This window comes from Phormidesmis sp. 146-33 (assembly GCF_052939515.1).
Genome location: NZ_JBJPHU010000144.1, coordinates 1 through 15,333 on the forward strand (window position 1 = coordinate 1; position 15,333 = coordinate 15,333).

The 15,333-nt window shown below is 48.5% G+C and carries 14 protein-coding genes and 1 pseudogene; 8 read left to right on the forward strand and 7 right to left on the reverse strand.

Going from position 1 to position 15,333, the window contains the following annotated elements:
- Window positions 1-310 precede the first annotated feature (310 nt).
- On the forward strand, window positions 311-1,162 hold the full coding sequence (locus tag ACJ2PR_RS31550; RefSeq protein WP_446879963.1) for an SH3 domain-containing protein: 852 nt from the start codon (window positions 311-313) through the stop codon (window positions 1,160-1,162).
- Here ACJ2PR_RS31550 and murQ read toward each other — a convergent pair.
- From murQ to ACJ2PR_RS31580, 6 genes are all read right to left on the reverse strand, one after another.
- Window positions 1,159-2,133 carry an N-acetylmuramic acid 6-phosphate etherase gene (murQ, locus tag ACJ2PR_RS31555; protein WP_446870156.1) on the reverse strand — a complete coding sequence of 325 codons (975 nt, stop codon included), beginning with the start codon at window positions 2,131-2,133 and terminating at the stop codon, window positions 1,159-1,161. The two genes, ACJ2PR_RS31550 and murQ, sit on opposite strands and share 4 nt — an antisense overlap.
- 129 nt (window positions 2,134-2,262) lie before the next feature.
- Window positions 2,263-2,664, reverse strand: coding sequence for a DUF3110 domain-containing protein (locus ACJ2PR_RS31560; RefSeq protein WP_446870157.1), 402 nt, complete (start codon window positions 2,662-2,664; stop codon window positions 2,263-2,265).
- A gap of 197 nt (window positions 2,665-2,861) precedes the next feature.
- Window positions 2,862-3,092: a hypothetical protein gene (locus tag ACJ2PR_RS31565; RefSeq protein ID WP_446870158.1), complete on the reverse strand. Its 231-nt coding sequence runs from the start codon at window positions 3,090-3,092 to the stop codon at window positions 2,862-2,864.
- Window positions 3,089-4,657: a nickel/cobalt transporter gene (locus tag ACJ2PR_RS31570; protein WP_446879964.1), complete on the reverse strand. Its 1,569-nt coding sequence runs from the start codon at window positions 4,655-4,657 to the stop codon at window positions 3,089-3,091. The genes ACJ2PR_RS31565 and ACJ2PR_RS31570 overlap by 4 nt, the downstream gene beginning before the upstream one ends.
- A gap of 50 nt (window positions 4,658-4,707) precedes the next feature.
- Entirely contained in the window at window positions 4,708-6,009 is a 1,302-nt protein-coding gene (locus tag ACJ2PR_RS31575; protein WP_446879965.1) for a tetratricopeptide repeat protein, read from the reverse strand.
- Between the two features lie 215 nt (window positions 6,010-6,224).
- A complete protein-coding gene (locus ACJ2PR_RS31580; protein WP_446870161.1) occupies window positions 6,225-7,685 on the reverse strand; it encodes a DUF4331 domain-containing protein in 1,461 nt (486 codons plus the stop codon).
- A 495-nt stretch (window positions 7,686-8,180) separates the two neighbouring features.
- Here ACJ2PR_RS31580 and ACJ2PR_RS31585 point away from each other — a divergent pair, with 495 nt between their 5' ends.
- The 6 genes and pseudogenes from ACJ2PR_RS31585 to ACJ2PR_RS31610 all read left to right on the forward strand — a co-directional run bounded on the left by ACJ2PR_RS31585 (window position 8,181) and on the right by ACJ2PR_RS31610 (window position 12,587).
- Window positions 8,181-8,975, forward strand: coding sequence for an SDR family NAD(P)-dependent oxidoreductase (locus ACJ2PR_RS31585; RefSeq protein ID WP_446862078.1), 795 nt, complete (start codon window positions 8,181-8,183; stop codon window positions 8,973-8,975).
- Window positions 8,976-9,098: 123 nt separating this feature from the next.
- Window positions 9,099-10,049, forward strand: a complete 951-nt coding sequence (locus ACJ2PR_RS31590) for an aldo/keto reductase (RefSeq protein ID WP_446879966.1) — start codon at window positions 9,099-9,101, stop codon at window positions 10,047-10,049.
- 803 nt (window positions 10,050-10,852) lie between these two features.
- Window positions 10,853-11,545, forward strand: a complete 693-nt coding sequence (nfi, locus tag ACJ2PR_RS31595; protein ID WP_446879967.1) for a deoxyribonuclease V — start codon at window positions 10,853-10,855, stop codon at window positions 11,543-11,545.
- Between the two features lie 91 nt (window positions 11,546-11,636).
- Entirely contained in the window at window positions 11,637-12,080 is a 444-nt protein-coding gene (locus ACJ2PR_RS31600) for an NADAR family protein (RefSeq protein WP_446879968.1), read from the forward strand.
- A 127-nt stretch (window positions 12,081-12,207) separates the two neighbouring features.
- Window positions 12,208-12,291, forward strand: a pseudogene (locus tag ACJ2PR_RS31605) (hypothetical protein); the annotation flags it as partial.
- A gap of 26 nt (window positions 12,292-12,317) precedes the next feature.
- Window positions 12,318-12,587, forward strand: coding sequence for a hypothetical protein (locus ACJ2PR_RS31610; RefSeq protein WP_446879971.1), 270 nt, complete (start codon window positions 12,318-12,320; stop codon window positions 12,585-12,587).
- Between the two features lie 483 nt (window positions 12,588-13,070).
- On the opposite strand, the gene ACJ2PR_RS31615 is transcribed toward ACJ2PR_RS31610, so the two are convergent.
- A complete protein-coding gene (locus tag ACJ2PR_RS31615) occupies window positions 13,071-14,426 on the reverse strand; it encodes a cobyrinate a,c-diamide synthase (protein WP_446879969.1) in 1,356 nt (451 codons plus the stop codon).
- Window positions 14,427-14,460: 34 nt separating this feature from the next.
- Between ACJ2PR_RS31615 and ACJ2PR_RS31620 the strand changes: the two genes are divergently transcribed.
- Window positions 14,461-15,255: a cobalt-precorrin-6A reductase gene (locus tag ACJ2PR_RS31620; RefSeq protein WP_446879970.1), complete on the forward strand. Its 795-nt coding sequence runs from the start codon at window positions 14,461-14,463 to the stop codon at window positions 15,253-15,255.
- Window positions 15,256-15,333 lie beyond the last annotated feature (78 nt).

The window sequence follows — 15,333 nt, forward strand, 5'->3', positions numbered from 1 at the left end:
CGGTCTGCCACACTCTTAAGATACAAGGGGGCTGAAGCTAAATTAAACGAAGCGAAACCGCGAGAATTACAGGTTGGTTAATTCACGATCCTTAGAATCCTGAATTAAATAAACTTAGCGAATTAATTTGCCGCTCTTCCTACTGCGAAGGCAGAATTCGTGCTTGTAGGCGTGGTTTTAACCGCCAGCTTTTTTAACTCTCGATCGTTCGGTGAAGGTGTGCTGTGATTCTCTCCTATCAAGGACTTTCGTAAAATTGGGCGATCGCTGCTGTAGTTACTTACCGTATCGTCACGTCTGGTTTTTGGTTATGAGAAATGCACCTTTGTGGATTGCGATCGCCGTCGCCTGTGCGGCCGTTGTGGGGGCAAGTATTGCGGCAATCGTTCGTCTAAATCCCCCCCCTCAAACTCCGGTGGCTCAGTCCACGCCCTCACCAAAACCTTCTGCACCTGCACCCACGCCCTCGACTCCGCCCACTCCTGAGCCAAAATTAGAGGACTTTCCGCGTCAAAAAATTGTTCTCAGTGATGAAACTGATGATGATCCTGAGTTTGCAGCATTTCGTCAACGGTTGCAGAAAGCTGTCCAAAAGCGAGATGTTCGATTTGTGTCGGCGCTGATTCCTGCTAGGGGCGTTTCGATGGGATTTGGTGTCCCCCAATCGCTAGAAAGTCTGAAGCTGAGTGACCCCAAGGCAAGACTGTGGGGCATTTTGGAAAAATCGCTGTCGTCTGGGTGCGGCAAAAGGAACGTTCGATCGGCAGAGACGCTAGATGGTTGGATCTGTCCGACGGTGCAGGATGCCTTTGCAAAGCAGTTTCCACCGCCACGCGAGTCGAAGGGCATTGAATACTCGCTCTCTAAAGTGATTGTGGTGGGCGATCGTGTCAATGTCCGTTCAAGACCCAGCCTCAACAGTCCGGTGATTGCGGTACTGTCAAATGAAGTAGTGGACTTCGATCGTCCAATATTTGAAAATGGACAGGAGGAGCAGATTGAGGCCTACAGCCCGATCGAGGGCTGGACTCCAATTATTTTGCCCAATGACAAAAAGGGTTATGTGTTCAATCGCTATGCGTTTCACCCGTTGGAGTATCGCGTAGTCTTGAGGAAAGCAGAAGGTCAGTGGCAGATTGTGGCTATTCCGGGTGGAGATTAGCCTGTTTGCATTTCGTTCGACAACACTGCTTGCCGCAGATTGCCTTGATGAGTTGCCAGGAGCCGATCGCTTGATTCTTTGTCCAGTCCTGTCCAGTGCATGAGGAGGGCTAGTTTTACAGATCGTCCACTTTGTTCGAGTAGGTAGCCTGCTTCTTCGCGGCTGAGATCGGTCAGGTCTTGCAGAATACGGAGGGCGCGATCGTGTAGCTTGCGATTGGTGACGGCGACATCGATCATGCGATTGCCATAAACCTTGCCCAATTTGACCATCGTGCCCGTCGAGAGGATATTTAAGACCAGTTTGGTGACGGTGCCCGCTTTGAGTCGAGTCGAGCCAGCCAATACTTCGGGCCCAACCAACAGGCGAATGTCGATATCTACTTCAGCGCTGACTTGATCAGCAGGCACACAGGCAATAAATATCGTCGTCGCCCCTCGCTGTCTGGCCGCTTGCAGTGCACCATGAACATAGGGAGTCGTGCCCCCAGCCGTAATGCCAACGACGACATCGAGTTGAGTAATGTGATGATGCGCGATCGCCGCCGCCCCGTCTTCTGACAAATCTTCCAATCCTTCAGAGCTTCGCAACAGCGCCCCTGCCCCCCCGGCAATAATTCCTTGTACGAGGTCGGGGGGAGTACAAAAGGTAGGCGGACATTCTGCGGCATCAAGAACTCCCAACCGTCCACTAGTGCCAGCCCCGATATAGAAAAGTCGTCCTCCCTGACGCAGCGCACGAGCCGTTTGATCGATCGCCTCTGCTATCTGAAGTTTGGACTGGGCAATGGCAGCGATCGTCTTTGCATCTTCCCGATTAAACAACTCCACCAATTCCACAGTCGAAAGCTGATCTAAATTCAAGCTTTCAAGATTCACCTGCTCTGTCAGCAAATGACCGCGTTCTGAGGGAGGAGAAAGGAGGGAGGAGGGAGGAATATTGGCATCTTCGGTTTGCGGTTCTCGATTCATCCTTCCGTCTTCCTGTGTGATTTCAAATTCTGTCTTAATTCCCAGATCAGGCAAGGTGTGAAGAGAATTCAGAACAAAACCTGAAGCTCTCCATCCCTCATCCCTCATCCCTCATCCCTCATCCCTTCCCTACAAAAGCCCTTCCAACTGTCGCCGGATGCGATCGAGTTCGCTGTTTGGCATCTCTGAATCTGGCGGAGGAGCTTCTTTGCCGTCGGGCTGCCAGTCGGTGTCTTCGCGGTTGGCTTCGGGGGGAGAGAGGAGGAGGCGATCGAATTCGTCTTGGGGCACAAAGCCTTTGGGAATGAGCTTGGATTCGTAATCGGCACCTGTGCAAAACTCTTCGATTTCGGCGCGATCGATTTGCTCAACGATCGGGGTGGGAAAGTCTTGAGCTTCGAGCAGCAGGGCATAGCGGGTCGCGTCGTCCTCTTCTTCAAACATCAGAACGACGTTGCGATGACCGATGCTGATGGTGTGAATTCCTGTATTTTCGTTGTCGGCAGTAAACAGGAGGACGAAAACGCGCATGATTCTACAGTAAAGTTTGGTTCATTTTTTAGGGTACTGCAATATCAGCCCTTGATTAAATCTGAATCTGAGGGTGCCTCGTTGCGGCGGCTCAAATAGTCAGGCAATTCACCAAACGTAATATTGAGAGTTTGACCTGCACAGGTTTTGTTCTCACAGCCGCGAGTTAATTCGCTGGGTTTACAGAATCTTTGTCCTTATTCTTCTTCATCCTCTTCAGGTGGGTCGTCTGGCTCGTTGGAGTCGAGCGATCGATTATTGGGGGGCAACGTTTCAAAGGGAGTCACACTAGCGTCGTTGACGGTGGAATTGGGGGGCGTGCTTTTGCCGCAGAGGTGGCTGAGATCTCGAATCTGACCGTCTTTTAGCTGTTCATAGCAAATTACATTCGGGAGAGCCAGTTGAGCCGTTAAAAATAGATCAATCATCGGAGTCCTCCAATTTCTAGCAGTGCTTTAGTCGAAATGCCTAAGCCCACGATCGCCATACACAAGGCCCCGATCGCTGGGAGACGATGGACAAATTTTAGGGAAACAGGCATGTCTTGAAATAAGTGTTTGGCGTAGACTAGCAGCAAGCCCAATCCGGTCAAAACGCCCGCCAATCCTAGACTAAATGCCAGCACCAGAATGAGTCCAAATGCAACTTTGCCGAGTGCGATCGCTCCTAATAACAATACTAACGCTGCTGGACAGGGCATCAATCCACCCGAAATTCCTAATGCTAAAAGGTTACTCCAGGTTACAGGTGAGTCAGTCGGTAGGTGATCAGGGTGCGAATGACCGTGAGTATGGTTGTGTGAATGACTGTGAATAGGCTTGTGTGAGTGGTCATGTGAATGTTTATGTGAATGATCGTGTGAATGATCGTGTGAATGATCGTGTGAATGATTGTGACCCAACAACGGCATCGACTTTTGGAAAAATCCTAACCGCTGGAAAAATAAACTAAATCCAATCGTAATCACTATTACACCTGATCCTAAACTCAGCCAGGGATAGAGTTGTTCAGGCAAAACATATTCAGCCGCAAATAGAGTGATTAATCCCAGCGCGAAGACTCCGATCGTATGAGTAATCGTCGTAATGAATGCTAAAAACAACGCATGTTGAGGAGTAGCCCGCGTACCGACTAAATACGCTCCGACGATAGTTTTGCCGTGACCAGGAGACAACGAGTGCATGGCTCCCCAAATGAAGGCACCCACAATCGCCACCCAGATGCCATTAGATGAAGTCCAGTTGACAGGTAGAGGAGACGATCGCTGATAGCTAGGGGTCAGGATAGCCTTCAAATCAGTGAGAGAATGAGAGCCTTCTGGACGAGCTAACAACGGGGTAGCATTGGCAGGAATTTCGCCTTGAGTAAACGACAGATTGACGACAGATTCTTGGAGCGGCGTTGTCAGCAAATCTTGGGGATAATTTTTGAGGGCATCGGTCAAAGAATTGCGGTAGCTAGAACTATCAAATATGTTCACATTGTTGGGATTGACTACGATTTCTCGCCAACCGATATGAGCGCGATCGTTGTTATCTTCAAATCTCAGTTGATGCGGATCTGATGATTCTAAGTCAGGAATGTTGCCCATCATTTCCCACTCCATTCGCAGCGTAGACAATCCACCTGCGCCGGGAGGCAGACTCACCGTTTTGCTTTTTAGCTGTAAAGGAATGGGGTGGCGATCGACTTCCAGGATCACGTTGTTGGCATAGCGAGGTGCGATTTGTTCTAGATAAGCCTTGAGTTCTTTGTCAGAGGTGGATTTGTCGTGATTAGTGTCGGCAATTTGTAACGCCTGAAACGCTGGAATCTCTGCCATGTCTACAACAGATTGAATAGTAACCTGATGAGGCGCGATCGACAGTTGAGAAAAGTGATTGATCGTAAAATTACCCAACGGATGAGCAGCCGCGACATCAGCAAATCCAAACAGTTCTACAAAGACTATTAACAGAAAAATGAATTGATAGAGAACCGAAAGTACGTTCATAACATTTCTGAAGTGGAAATAGAAAGTAAACACCAAATGGAATAGAAGATTTATCGATCGACAACACCCATTTGGGCCAACAGTTGATGAGCGATCGTAGCTTGTAGAGGATGAAAAACTGGATTAATGCTGAGTGCCCGTTGGAGAAAAGTAATTGCTTTGGCGTTCTCTCCAGCGTTGTGATAAATGACTCCAGCATGATACAAAATTCGTGAATCTGGCGTGTCTAACCGTAATGCTTGATCGATCGCTGTTCTCGCCTCAGACAGTCGCCCTAATTTGCACAAACACCAGGCTAAAGCATCAAACGTGTAGATGTCCGATCGCGTCATGCGTTCCTGTTCGATCAAGTGCAGCGCTTTGTCTAGATGGCTTTCTCGATCTGCCCAAAACAAAACAAGTTGATGGGCGTAAGCTTTCTCAAACGGGTCACCGCCTGATTTCACCAAAAAATCTACGAGATCATATTGCCGTTCAGCCGAGTCCCGATCGCCCAAATATGCAAACAAATCTCCCAACGCAATTGCAGTATCCGGTAAAGGCATTTGAGACTGCGATCGCTGCCAAAAATTCACTGCCTGACTCCAATCTTTTGCCGTCAGACGGGCCCGCGCTTTTGCTGACAATGCTAAGGGATATTCTGGGAACGCTTGCAGCGCTTGGTCAATTGCTTGTTCTCCCGCTGTCCAGTTTCCTGCATTGAGTAATTCGAGTCCGAGATGAACCCGATACCAGGCAAGCCCTTCGCGATCGTGACGATTTGCTGTCTGAATCGCCCGACGCAGAAAAGCGATCGCATCTAATGACTTGCCCCGCAGCGAGTGTAAATAAGACAGTCGGGCATAAACCGGAGCGCTCGGATGGTTAGCAGTTAGCGTCTTAGCAGTGGACTGTGCAGCCGTATACGCTCCCAACTCGACCTGAGCATCAATGAGAGCCGTCTCAATTTGGGGATCATGGGGAAACCGAGAAAGCAGTCTCTCAGCCAGATTTAGCCCTTCTCGAAAGCGATGTTCGGTGAGCAACAAACTGAGTTGCAGCTTTAGAGCATCTTCATTGTTGGCAGCAACTTTTAAGGACTGCTCCAACGCAGATTCAGCTTTGATCGTATTGCTAAAATCGCCTGTTTCTCGACTTTTGAGCAAGTAAGCAGCGGCTAACTGATTGTAACCATCCGCCTCATCGGGCAAGTATCGCACCAGCGTTTGGGCGACTTTTAACCGTCGATCGGCAAAGCTGGAAGAAGCAATCTCATAACTAGCCGCCAGCGTCGATCGGCCCTCCAATCCCAACACCAAAATCCCCACCAAAATCAACCCTTTCAACCCCTGCACAATCCTTTGCCAAGACATAGACCGTTCCCTGGTTGCTACTCGATCGCTGTTAAATCCGCCATCTCAGGAAGGTAGTTTTAACCCGCGAAGGCGGATTTTGTTCTCGTAACCGCGAATTACAGCCATTTTCATTTGCATTCACCACACCCCACACCCCACACCCGTGATGACAGGACTGTGGCTTACCCAATCAGTAACCGCTGTAATTCGCCAGGTTTATCTAATTCACAATTCTAAGTAGTCTTAGGCGGAGGATTACCCGAAAGCGGCGTTCCTAGATAGGGAAAGCGATCGAGAAATGGCACACTCGGACGATCAACCCCATCCCCCAAAGTATTGTTAGGCGCAACATTCGTCGCAGGCGTAAAAGGCGTTCCTCCAGCGACAGCCCGCAACTCAATATCTACCACATCATCAATCACACGCCGCCCATTCGGAAAGCCAGCCAGATCGCCGCCGAGCAGTCCCAGACGGTTTTGTTGACCTACGGGAGTCGGAGGAATGGCGGTATTCAGTCGCAACAGTTCGTGAGGCTTGCCATCGGACAAGAACGTCGTGAACTGAGGCGCACCCGGCACAGAATTAGCAGGAATCCCCGTCGCAAAAATCGCCACCAGATCATTGCGGGGTGCAGGCGGAATCGTGATGCCAAACACCGATCGCATCAGTTTCGGCAATTGAGGATCAACCACAAATTGAGCAAACTGAGCATCGTTTTCAGGCTCGCTGGCATTGAATTTGTCCTTTAGACCCAGAGGAATCACGACTTCATTCACCAAAGGACTACCCAGGCGAGATACTTGAATCGGTTTTGAGCAGTTGCCTGTAGAAGAAATCTTGGTCGCACAGCGGCTTGCGGTTGAATAGACACCAATCACCGCATTCGGATCAGTCGGATTGGTGGTCATTTTGCGATTGCGCGTCAGATCTTTAATCGGAACCTCGATCGCCAAGGTATTCACGCTAAACTTCCCGGTGGTATTTCTGCCGCCTGTGTCGCTAATTGACCGAAAATTCAACACATCAAACACACCGCCCAGATCAACATAGAACCCTTCCGATCGTTGTCCCGCAAAGACACGATAGCCATTGTTGAGCGTGTAGACTGCCTGAGAAGCTAGATTTTCATAGTTGGGTGTAGCTCGGCTGCCAATGTTGCTCGGTGGCACCAAAAGCCCTCTTCCTAACACTTTGCGCTGTTGTCCCATGCCCATAAAGCCGCGCCGAATCTCGGTCACTGTATAGCGTTGGCGCTGGTTAAAATCGGGGTCATCATTGGTACTAATTACACCGTCTTGATTAGGCGCAACCATACCGAGAACACTATCTTTATTGACGAATTCTGTTTGAAATTTGAAGCGATAAGTAATGTCGTCACCGCCGTCTCCCCGATTGTTGACTTTAATGTCATAGAGAACATCATCCCCAAACGGATAGAACTGTGGCCCCCCTGAAATCGGCTCCAGGGGAATGTGATTCCAGAGCAGTGTAACGGTGTCTTCTCGCCCTGGTTCATAGCTGCGAAACGCATAAACATCCGTGTTGTCTGCTAACGGATCTCCTGCAATCAGCGGGGCTTCTCGATGGCTAGAGGCGAGTGTCGGTTGCTGAACAATCCCCCAACTTAAAGTCAGGCAGAGAAGTAGAGCGATCGACCATCTCAACCGGGTCATAGCGGTCTGTAAGGCTACCATTTTAGTAGTCTCCCAAGTGTGAATAGGTTTTGAGCAGTTCTATGCGCGTAGGTGTTGTCACCGGATGAACGTTCGCATTGAGAAAGCTGTCTATTTGGGATTACGTCCGGGTTTGTCGATCGGATCTCTCACGACATAAATTTGATGAACCCAGAGATTGCGTGGAATGCTGATGGTGCGTTTCGTATGGCTCAATACATTACAGAAGACAGTTTTGTTTAATTCACGATCGTTCGCGCAAACTTAAGAGGAATGGTTACTTTAAGTCGTCTTGTAAATTCAACCATCAGGTAGATGTAAAGCGACTAAAAGAATCTTTGCGACGGTCGCGGTCTTCCTCACACTGACTTCTCAAGCCTGAAAGAAGAATTCATCTACTCCTCAGTAAAGACGCACTTCTACGACTGCAAATTTAAGATAGTACAGACTAAATACAAAACTTATATCATCTATCGTCGCGACCGTCTGAAAATTGCTCCAGCAGGAACCCAAATCATGAATACTTCATCTAATCGTCCGCTTGCCGTCGTGACAGGTGCATCCAGTGGCATCGGTTATGAACTCGCAAAACAATTTGCCGAAAATGGATTTGATCTACTCATCACAGCGACTGACTCAAAGATTAACGAAATGGTTCAGACGTTTGAGCAACTTGGCGCTCAGGTCAAAACGGTGCAAGCTGACCTGGCCTCCTATGAGGGCGTTGAAACCCTCTCTGATGCGATTAAAGCAACGGGGCCTGTGGACGCGATCGCCATCAATGCTGGAGTGGGAATCGGAGGTAAGTTTATAGAAACAGACTTGCAGAAAGAACTTAATTTAATCGAACTCAACGTGGTTTCTTCGGTGCATCTGGCCAAACGAGTCGTAAAACCAATGGTCGAGCGAGGCAAAGGGCGGATTCTGTTTACATCGTCGATCGCCGCTCTGATGCCAGGCCCCTTTGAAGCGGTTTATGCAGCATCGAAGGCATTTTTGCGGTCTTTTTCAGAGGCGCTTCGCAACGAGTTAAAAGACACAGGTGTGACTGTAACTGCTCTGTTGCCTGGGCCCACAGATACCAACTTTTTCAACCGCGCCGAGATGGATGATACTAGAGCAGCCGCCAGTAAGAAAGATGACCCGGCTCAGGTTGCCAAGCAGGGATTTGAAGCGCTCATGGCAGGTAAAGACGAAGTAGTTGCAGGATCGATAATGAATAAGGTTCAGGCAGCGGTGGTTCAAGCTCTACCAGAGCCAGCCAAAGCTGCAATGCATCGCCAATTGACTGAGCCAGGATCGGCGGACTAAATAGAAGGCAACACTGCAACAGAGATCCCGTAGGGTGTGTCAAGTTACGCAAACCGCACTACCCTACGCAATCTTTGGGTTTATTAAATTACGGCCTTAACCATGAGCAGTAGAGAACAAACTATGTCAAATTCAGAAATGCTTTATCGAGAACTCGGCAGTACTGGAGAGCGAGTTTCTGCGATCGGACTGGGCGGATGGCACCTCAGCTTGCCCCATGTAGAAGAATCACTTGCCATTCAGATTGTTCGGACTGCTATCGATCGCGGCATCACCTTTATGGACAACTGCTGGGACTATAACGATGGAGTCAGCGAGACTCGCATGGGTAAAGCACTCCGGGACGGCTATCGAGACAAAGTATTTCTGATGACCAAACTGGATGGTCGATCAAAGCAAGAAGCAACCAAACAGCTTGATGAATCTCTGCGTCGCCTGCAAGTTGACCACATCGATCTTGTGCAGCATCACGAAATTTTGCGCTTTGAAGACCCCCATCGCATTTTTGACCCAGAAGGTGCTCACGCTGCTATCTTGGAGGCTCAGCAGGCGGGTAAGGTGCGCTACATTGGCTTTACTGGGCACAAAGACCCCTACATTCATCTCCACATGCTAGAAGTAGCAGACCAAAACGGCTTTAAGTTTGATGCAGTCCAGATGCCGCTCAATGTCATGGATGCTCACTACCGTAGCTTTGCAAAGCTCGTAGTTCCAGAACTTGTCAAGCGTCACGTTGGTATTTTGGGCATGAAAAGTATGGCAAACGGAATTTTGCTGCGATCGAAGACAGCTACTGCGATCGAATGCCTCCACTATGCGCTAAATCTGCCTACGTCAGTCGTGATTACAGGAATGGACAGTCTGGAGATTCTTGATCAAGCGTTTAACGCCGTCCAGACCTTCCAGCCGATGACAGATGAGCAGGTACAAGCATTGTTAGCAAAAACCGCAGAAGCTGGATCACGCGGGGAGTATGAACCGTTCAAAACCTCCTCTATTTTTGACGGGACGGCTCAACATCCACAATGGCTCGGCGACGAACCCCAACGCATTCAGCAATTGATGTCTGCCTGATCATTAGACTTCCTGCACGAATCATAGATGCCCTCCGACTAAAGTCGGGGCTACAAGAGCAAAGGGTGCCTTCGCACACTAAAGAGGCGATTTTAACCGTTAGTCCACGGAGGGGGACTTTGTTCTGATAGCCGCGTTGCCGAAGGCACTTGCGAAGCTAACCTTAATCGCCAGGTATTCATGCAGGAAGTCTATTAAGTCTATTAGCGCACAGCAGTCTAGTCGGTTTTCTAATAGAGACAACGGTCTACTTGAGGCATAGCGCTACCCTAATACGAGTCTAAAGAAAAGAGTATCAACGTCTCAATCCCTCGCCTCTAATAAACCAGAAGTGAGGGCTTTTTTGAGGCACAAATTGAGGCGGCTGATACCAAATTGATCTTTGAGTGCTACTGATCTTGGAGAGCAGCCTAAATTCCCTACTTGTGTGGGACTTCAAGCCAAAGCAGTCCCGGATTCTCAAAGTCCCTCAGAACGGGGGATTTAGGGGGCGAAGGATCTGTAGCATTCACAAATTGATTGGGTATGAGTAATGCAGTTGAGTAGAGAGCAAAGCAAACCGAAAGATAGGCTCGATCGACTTCTAAACTTAGCGCTTTCACGATTTCTTCTATGCTCGAACCCGCTTCTTCAAAAAAGTTGTGGTGTGCCCTTGACGCATTGCAATATGGTGTATTACTTTTGTAGTATAATGCGAGATACAAAGGAGCCAAGCTCTATGACATATCTTTTGAATTGTCCAAATTGAGCCTATTCAGTGCTAGATTCAATCAGTTCTTTAAGCCGTTTTCTGGCAGGTCTCCATGCAGCCTTCTCTGTTGACTTTAACCCAGTCAGCGACTCCCGAAACCGCGATCGCGCTTCAGCAAGCATTACGGAAGTGGGTGGTGAGAGAGGATGACTTTGGCACAGTGCAAACGGTGGCTGGCGTGGATGTGGGCTTTGAGGACGATGATTGTATTGCCTGTGCAGCGATCGCTGTGTTGCGGTTTCCTGATCTCCAGGTTAAAGAATCTGTAGTGATTCGTCGTCCGATGAGCTTTCCCTATGTTCCAGGATTGCTGGCATTTCGAGAAGTTCCGGGGGTAATGGAAGCCTTGGCAAGCCTGCAAACTTTACCGGATCTGTTGCTATGTGATGGTAATGGATATATTCATCCGCGTCGCTGTGGATTTGCTTGTCATTTGGGTGTTTTGAGTGGCTTACCTACAATTGGGGTCGCAAAAACGCCTTACCTGGGAGAACATGAACCACTAGCAGAACATCAAGGGGCGTGGCAACCAATCTATGACGCAGGTGAAGTGATTGGAGCCGTCGTTCGCACTCAACTCAACATTAAGCCTGTCTATGTTTCTACTGGACATCGAATTAGTCTAACTAGCGCGATCGACTCTGTATTACGCTGTGCGCCCAACTATCGTCTTCCTGAAACAACCCGTCAGGCAGATCAACTATCTAAAGGACACACGCCTCCAGTACAAGCTACTGAAACATAGGGGTTTGTTCAACAACTAACCTGCACAAATCATAGATGCTGTTCTATCATCGTGGAGGCCACCCTAGCTTCAGGATTAACCAGGATTAACAATGACAATTTACTTTTATGTTGAACGAGAAAAGCCCTATGGGTGCTTCTCCAATTTCTCAGCGCATGGCTTTATGCTAGATGAATTGTATTGGGCAACCAGCGAACATTATTTTCAGGCTCAGAAGTTTGTCAATACTCCTTTTTTAGAAAAAGTACGTCAGACTAAAACTCCTAAAGATGCAGCTAACATGGGGCGCGATCGTGCGCTTCCGCTCCGGTCAGACTGGAACCAGGTAAAGGATGAGGTTATACGAAAAGCAGTGCTGCAAAAGTTTAGAACCCATGCAGACATTCAAGAAATTTTGCTCAGCACAGGGGACGAAGGGCTAGTAGAAAATTCTCCGATCGACGACTACTGGGGCTGCGGCAAAGATGGAAGCGGTCAAAATAAGCTAGGACAGATTTTAGTTGAAGTGCGTGAGATTTTACGACAAACGCTGTAAGTCGGAGTTAGCTATGAGAGAAGTCAATGATGAGCCTAAACCAATGAACCTAGATCAATACGACCATTTTTTAGTGGTTGATTTGGAGGCAACCTGTTGCGATCGGGGAGCCATTCAGCGGCACGAGATGGAAATTATCGAAATTGGGGCCGCTATGGTCGAGTCACAATGTTTGGCCGTCGTAGATGAGTTTCAAACCTTTATCAAGCCCGTTCGCCACCCGATGTTGACGGAGTTTTGTCGATCGCTAACTATGATTTCAACCAATTTCAACAAGATAGTCAGTTTCATAATGCTTCCTTTCCGATCGCGTTTTCTCACGTTAACCTCAAGCAACAATTTACGCAGGTTCAAGGCTTACCTAAGCGATATGGAATGTCACAAGCATTACAACTAGCAGGCATTAAGCTAGAAGGAACTCACCATCAAGGCATCGACGACGCTAGAAACATTGCCAAACTACTGCCATTTATTCTAGACCGACAACGCCTCCATCCTTGCGCTTAAACCAAGAATCATTAGTCGTCATTAATCGCTAAGAACTAATCACCAAGAACCCACTACTTCAAGATTCTCATAATTAATTTAACGTCAGTTCGATAAACTTCTCCGCTTCCCGCTCTTCGAGATAATTCGCAAGAGGTTGCAGATCCGGGAACGCCTCCTAAATCCCCCACCAGCGAGGGACTTTGAAACGGAAATCTTGTCTAAAAGTCCCCCAGATTGGGGGGTTGGGGGGCAGAAGCTTGACAACAAAGCGAAAATCGGCGTTTCTGATTGAAAGGATGAATCTGTAGGGAAGTGTCAACTTTTCCGCCCCCTAGATCCCCCAAAATTGGGGGACTTTGAACATTTAGTTCCCCTTCGCATTAGGGCAATTCATCCCGTGGTTCAGCAATGCCCGAAAATCTTGCATTGAATTCACGTTAATTTAGGACTGCTGTAGGTTGACGATCGCTAATACATCCTACAAATAAACTAACCAATTGTTTAACGATCGCTATCACCATATCTCAAACAATGCTCTAGAAATCGGGCTGGTAGGGCTGGCTGTGCCCCAAAATGGAGATGAGTGTATGACGCATGAACTTGGTAGCGCTGCCAACCTTCTGACTTGAGAGGAATGCTGGAGTGATAGCCTTGAAGATTAAACAAAGGCTGCTCAGGCTCAGTCACAGTAGAGCGATGAAACTCATGACCCCATACTTGATCGCCCACTTGAACGATCGGACTATTTTGTAGCGCAGTGGCTTGTCGATATCCTAATGTCAGGCGCTTTCCCATTGTGGCAGTAGTGGGGAGAATGCCCGTCATAGGATGCGATCGTTCCTCAAAATCGACAATCTGCTCACACAAATACATGAGTCCGCCACACTCTGCATAGGTCGGCATCCCAGATCGAATGGCCGTTTGTACAGCATGACGCGCTGAATGGTTTTGGGTTAGCTCGGCGGCAAACACTTCAGGAAAGCCACCTCCGAAATACAATCCCTGTATGTTTTCTGGCAATTCTGAATCCTTTAAAGGACTCCACGCTACTAGCTCTGCACCTAACTGTTTTAGTAAGTCTAAATTGTCAGCGTAATAGAAACTGAAGGCAGCATCTTGAGCGATCGCTAGTCGAGAAGTGAGGCGTGAGGCGTGAGGCGTGAGGCGTGAGGCGTGAGGCGTGGATTTTAGTAACGGCAGCAAATTTGTCCAGTCAAAACAGGTTTCTCCTAGATGAGCTAGTCGATCGACCAGCTCATTCAAATCTGTGAGTTCTGCGGTGGGAATGAGACCCAGGTGGCGATCGGGAATCACAATGTCATCCTGACGACGAAGAACTCCTAAAATAGGGAGGTTGAGCGGTTTGAGCGCGTCGGTGAGCAACTCTAAATGGCGATCGCTGCCTACTCGATTTAAGACAACGCCCGCAAACTTTAGGCGCGGATCAAACGTCTGATACCCGTGGGCAATGGCAGCAATCGATCGCGACAAACTACTGCAATTTAGAATCAACAGAATGGGTAAATTTAACACTCTAGCAACATGAGCCGTACTGCCAAAATCATCCACGCCAGTCGCACCATCAAACAACCCCATTACGCCTTCGACGAGAGCATACTCAGCCTCTACAGTATGTTTCTCAAAGCAGTGTTGAACATAGGATTCAGAGGTCAAAACGGGGTCGAGATTGCGGCACGATCGACCCGTCACATCGCTGTGAAACATTGGATCAATATAATCGGGCCCGACTTTAAAGGATTGTACCTGTTGACTTCGCTGCCGCAGTGCTGCTAATAAAGCTAACGTGACGGTGGTTTTGCCGACTCCGCTGCGTTCTCCGGCGATGACGATGGACATGGTGGGGATGAGGGATGAGGGATGAAATATTAGTATGAGTGATCTTAAGCGAGTTTTGATTTTGGGGGGAACGGGGGATGCGGCGGAGTTGGCGGTGATCGCTTCACAGTTAGACAAGGTGGAGGTGATTAGTTCTCTGGCGGGGCGGACTCAACAGCCGATAGCGCCGATCGGGTCAGTGCGGGTTGGCGGATTTGGGGGCGAGGCGGGACTGCTGGCGTATTTGCAGGAATGTCAGGTGAATTATTTGATCGATGCGACTCATCCTTTTGCGGCTCAGATTTCCTGGAATGCGGCGGCGGCAGCGACGAGAGCAAACATTCCTCATCTGATGCTGGTGCGTCCTGCTTGGCAAAAGAAATCGGCTGATCTTTCTGAGACATCTGCTAGAGAAGATCGTTGGCTCGAAGTCGATCGCATTGAAGCGGCGGTGACCCTATTAGAAAAGCAAACAGGTCGAATATTTTTGACGATCGGTAGACAACAACTCGCCCCATTTGCCCGCTTGCAGCATCTTTGGTTTCTGATGCGATCGATTGATCCGCCTGATCCCACTTTGCCGCTTCCTCAAGGGAAAATGCTGTACGATCGCGGCCCTTTTACACTCGAACAAGAACGTAAGCTAATCATCGATTACAACATCAATCTGATTGTGAGTAAAAACAGTGGCGGGAATGCGACTTATGCAAAAGTAATTGCAGCGAGAGAAATGGGAATCCCAATGATCATGATCAATCGTCCTGCAATGCCATCTGTTACACAAGTCTCAACCGTAAATGAAGCCCTAAATTGGCTAAAAAATATATTGCAACGCGACATACAACTTTAATTCACGTCTCGCATTTGAACGGACTAATACCAAATCAACCAACAAATGATACTCATAAAAATCAGTTAATTAACCGAT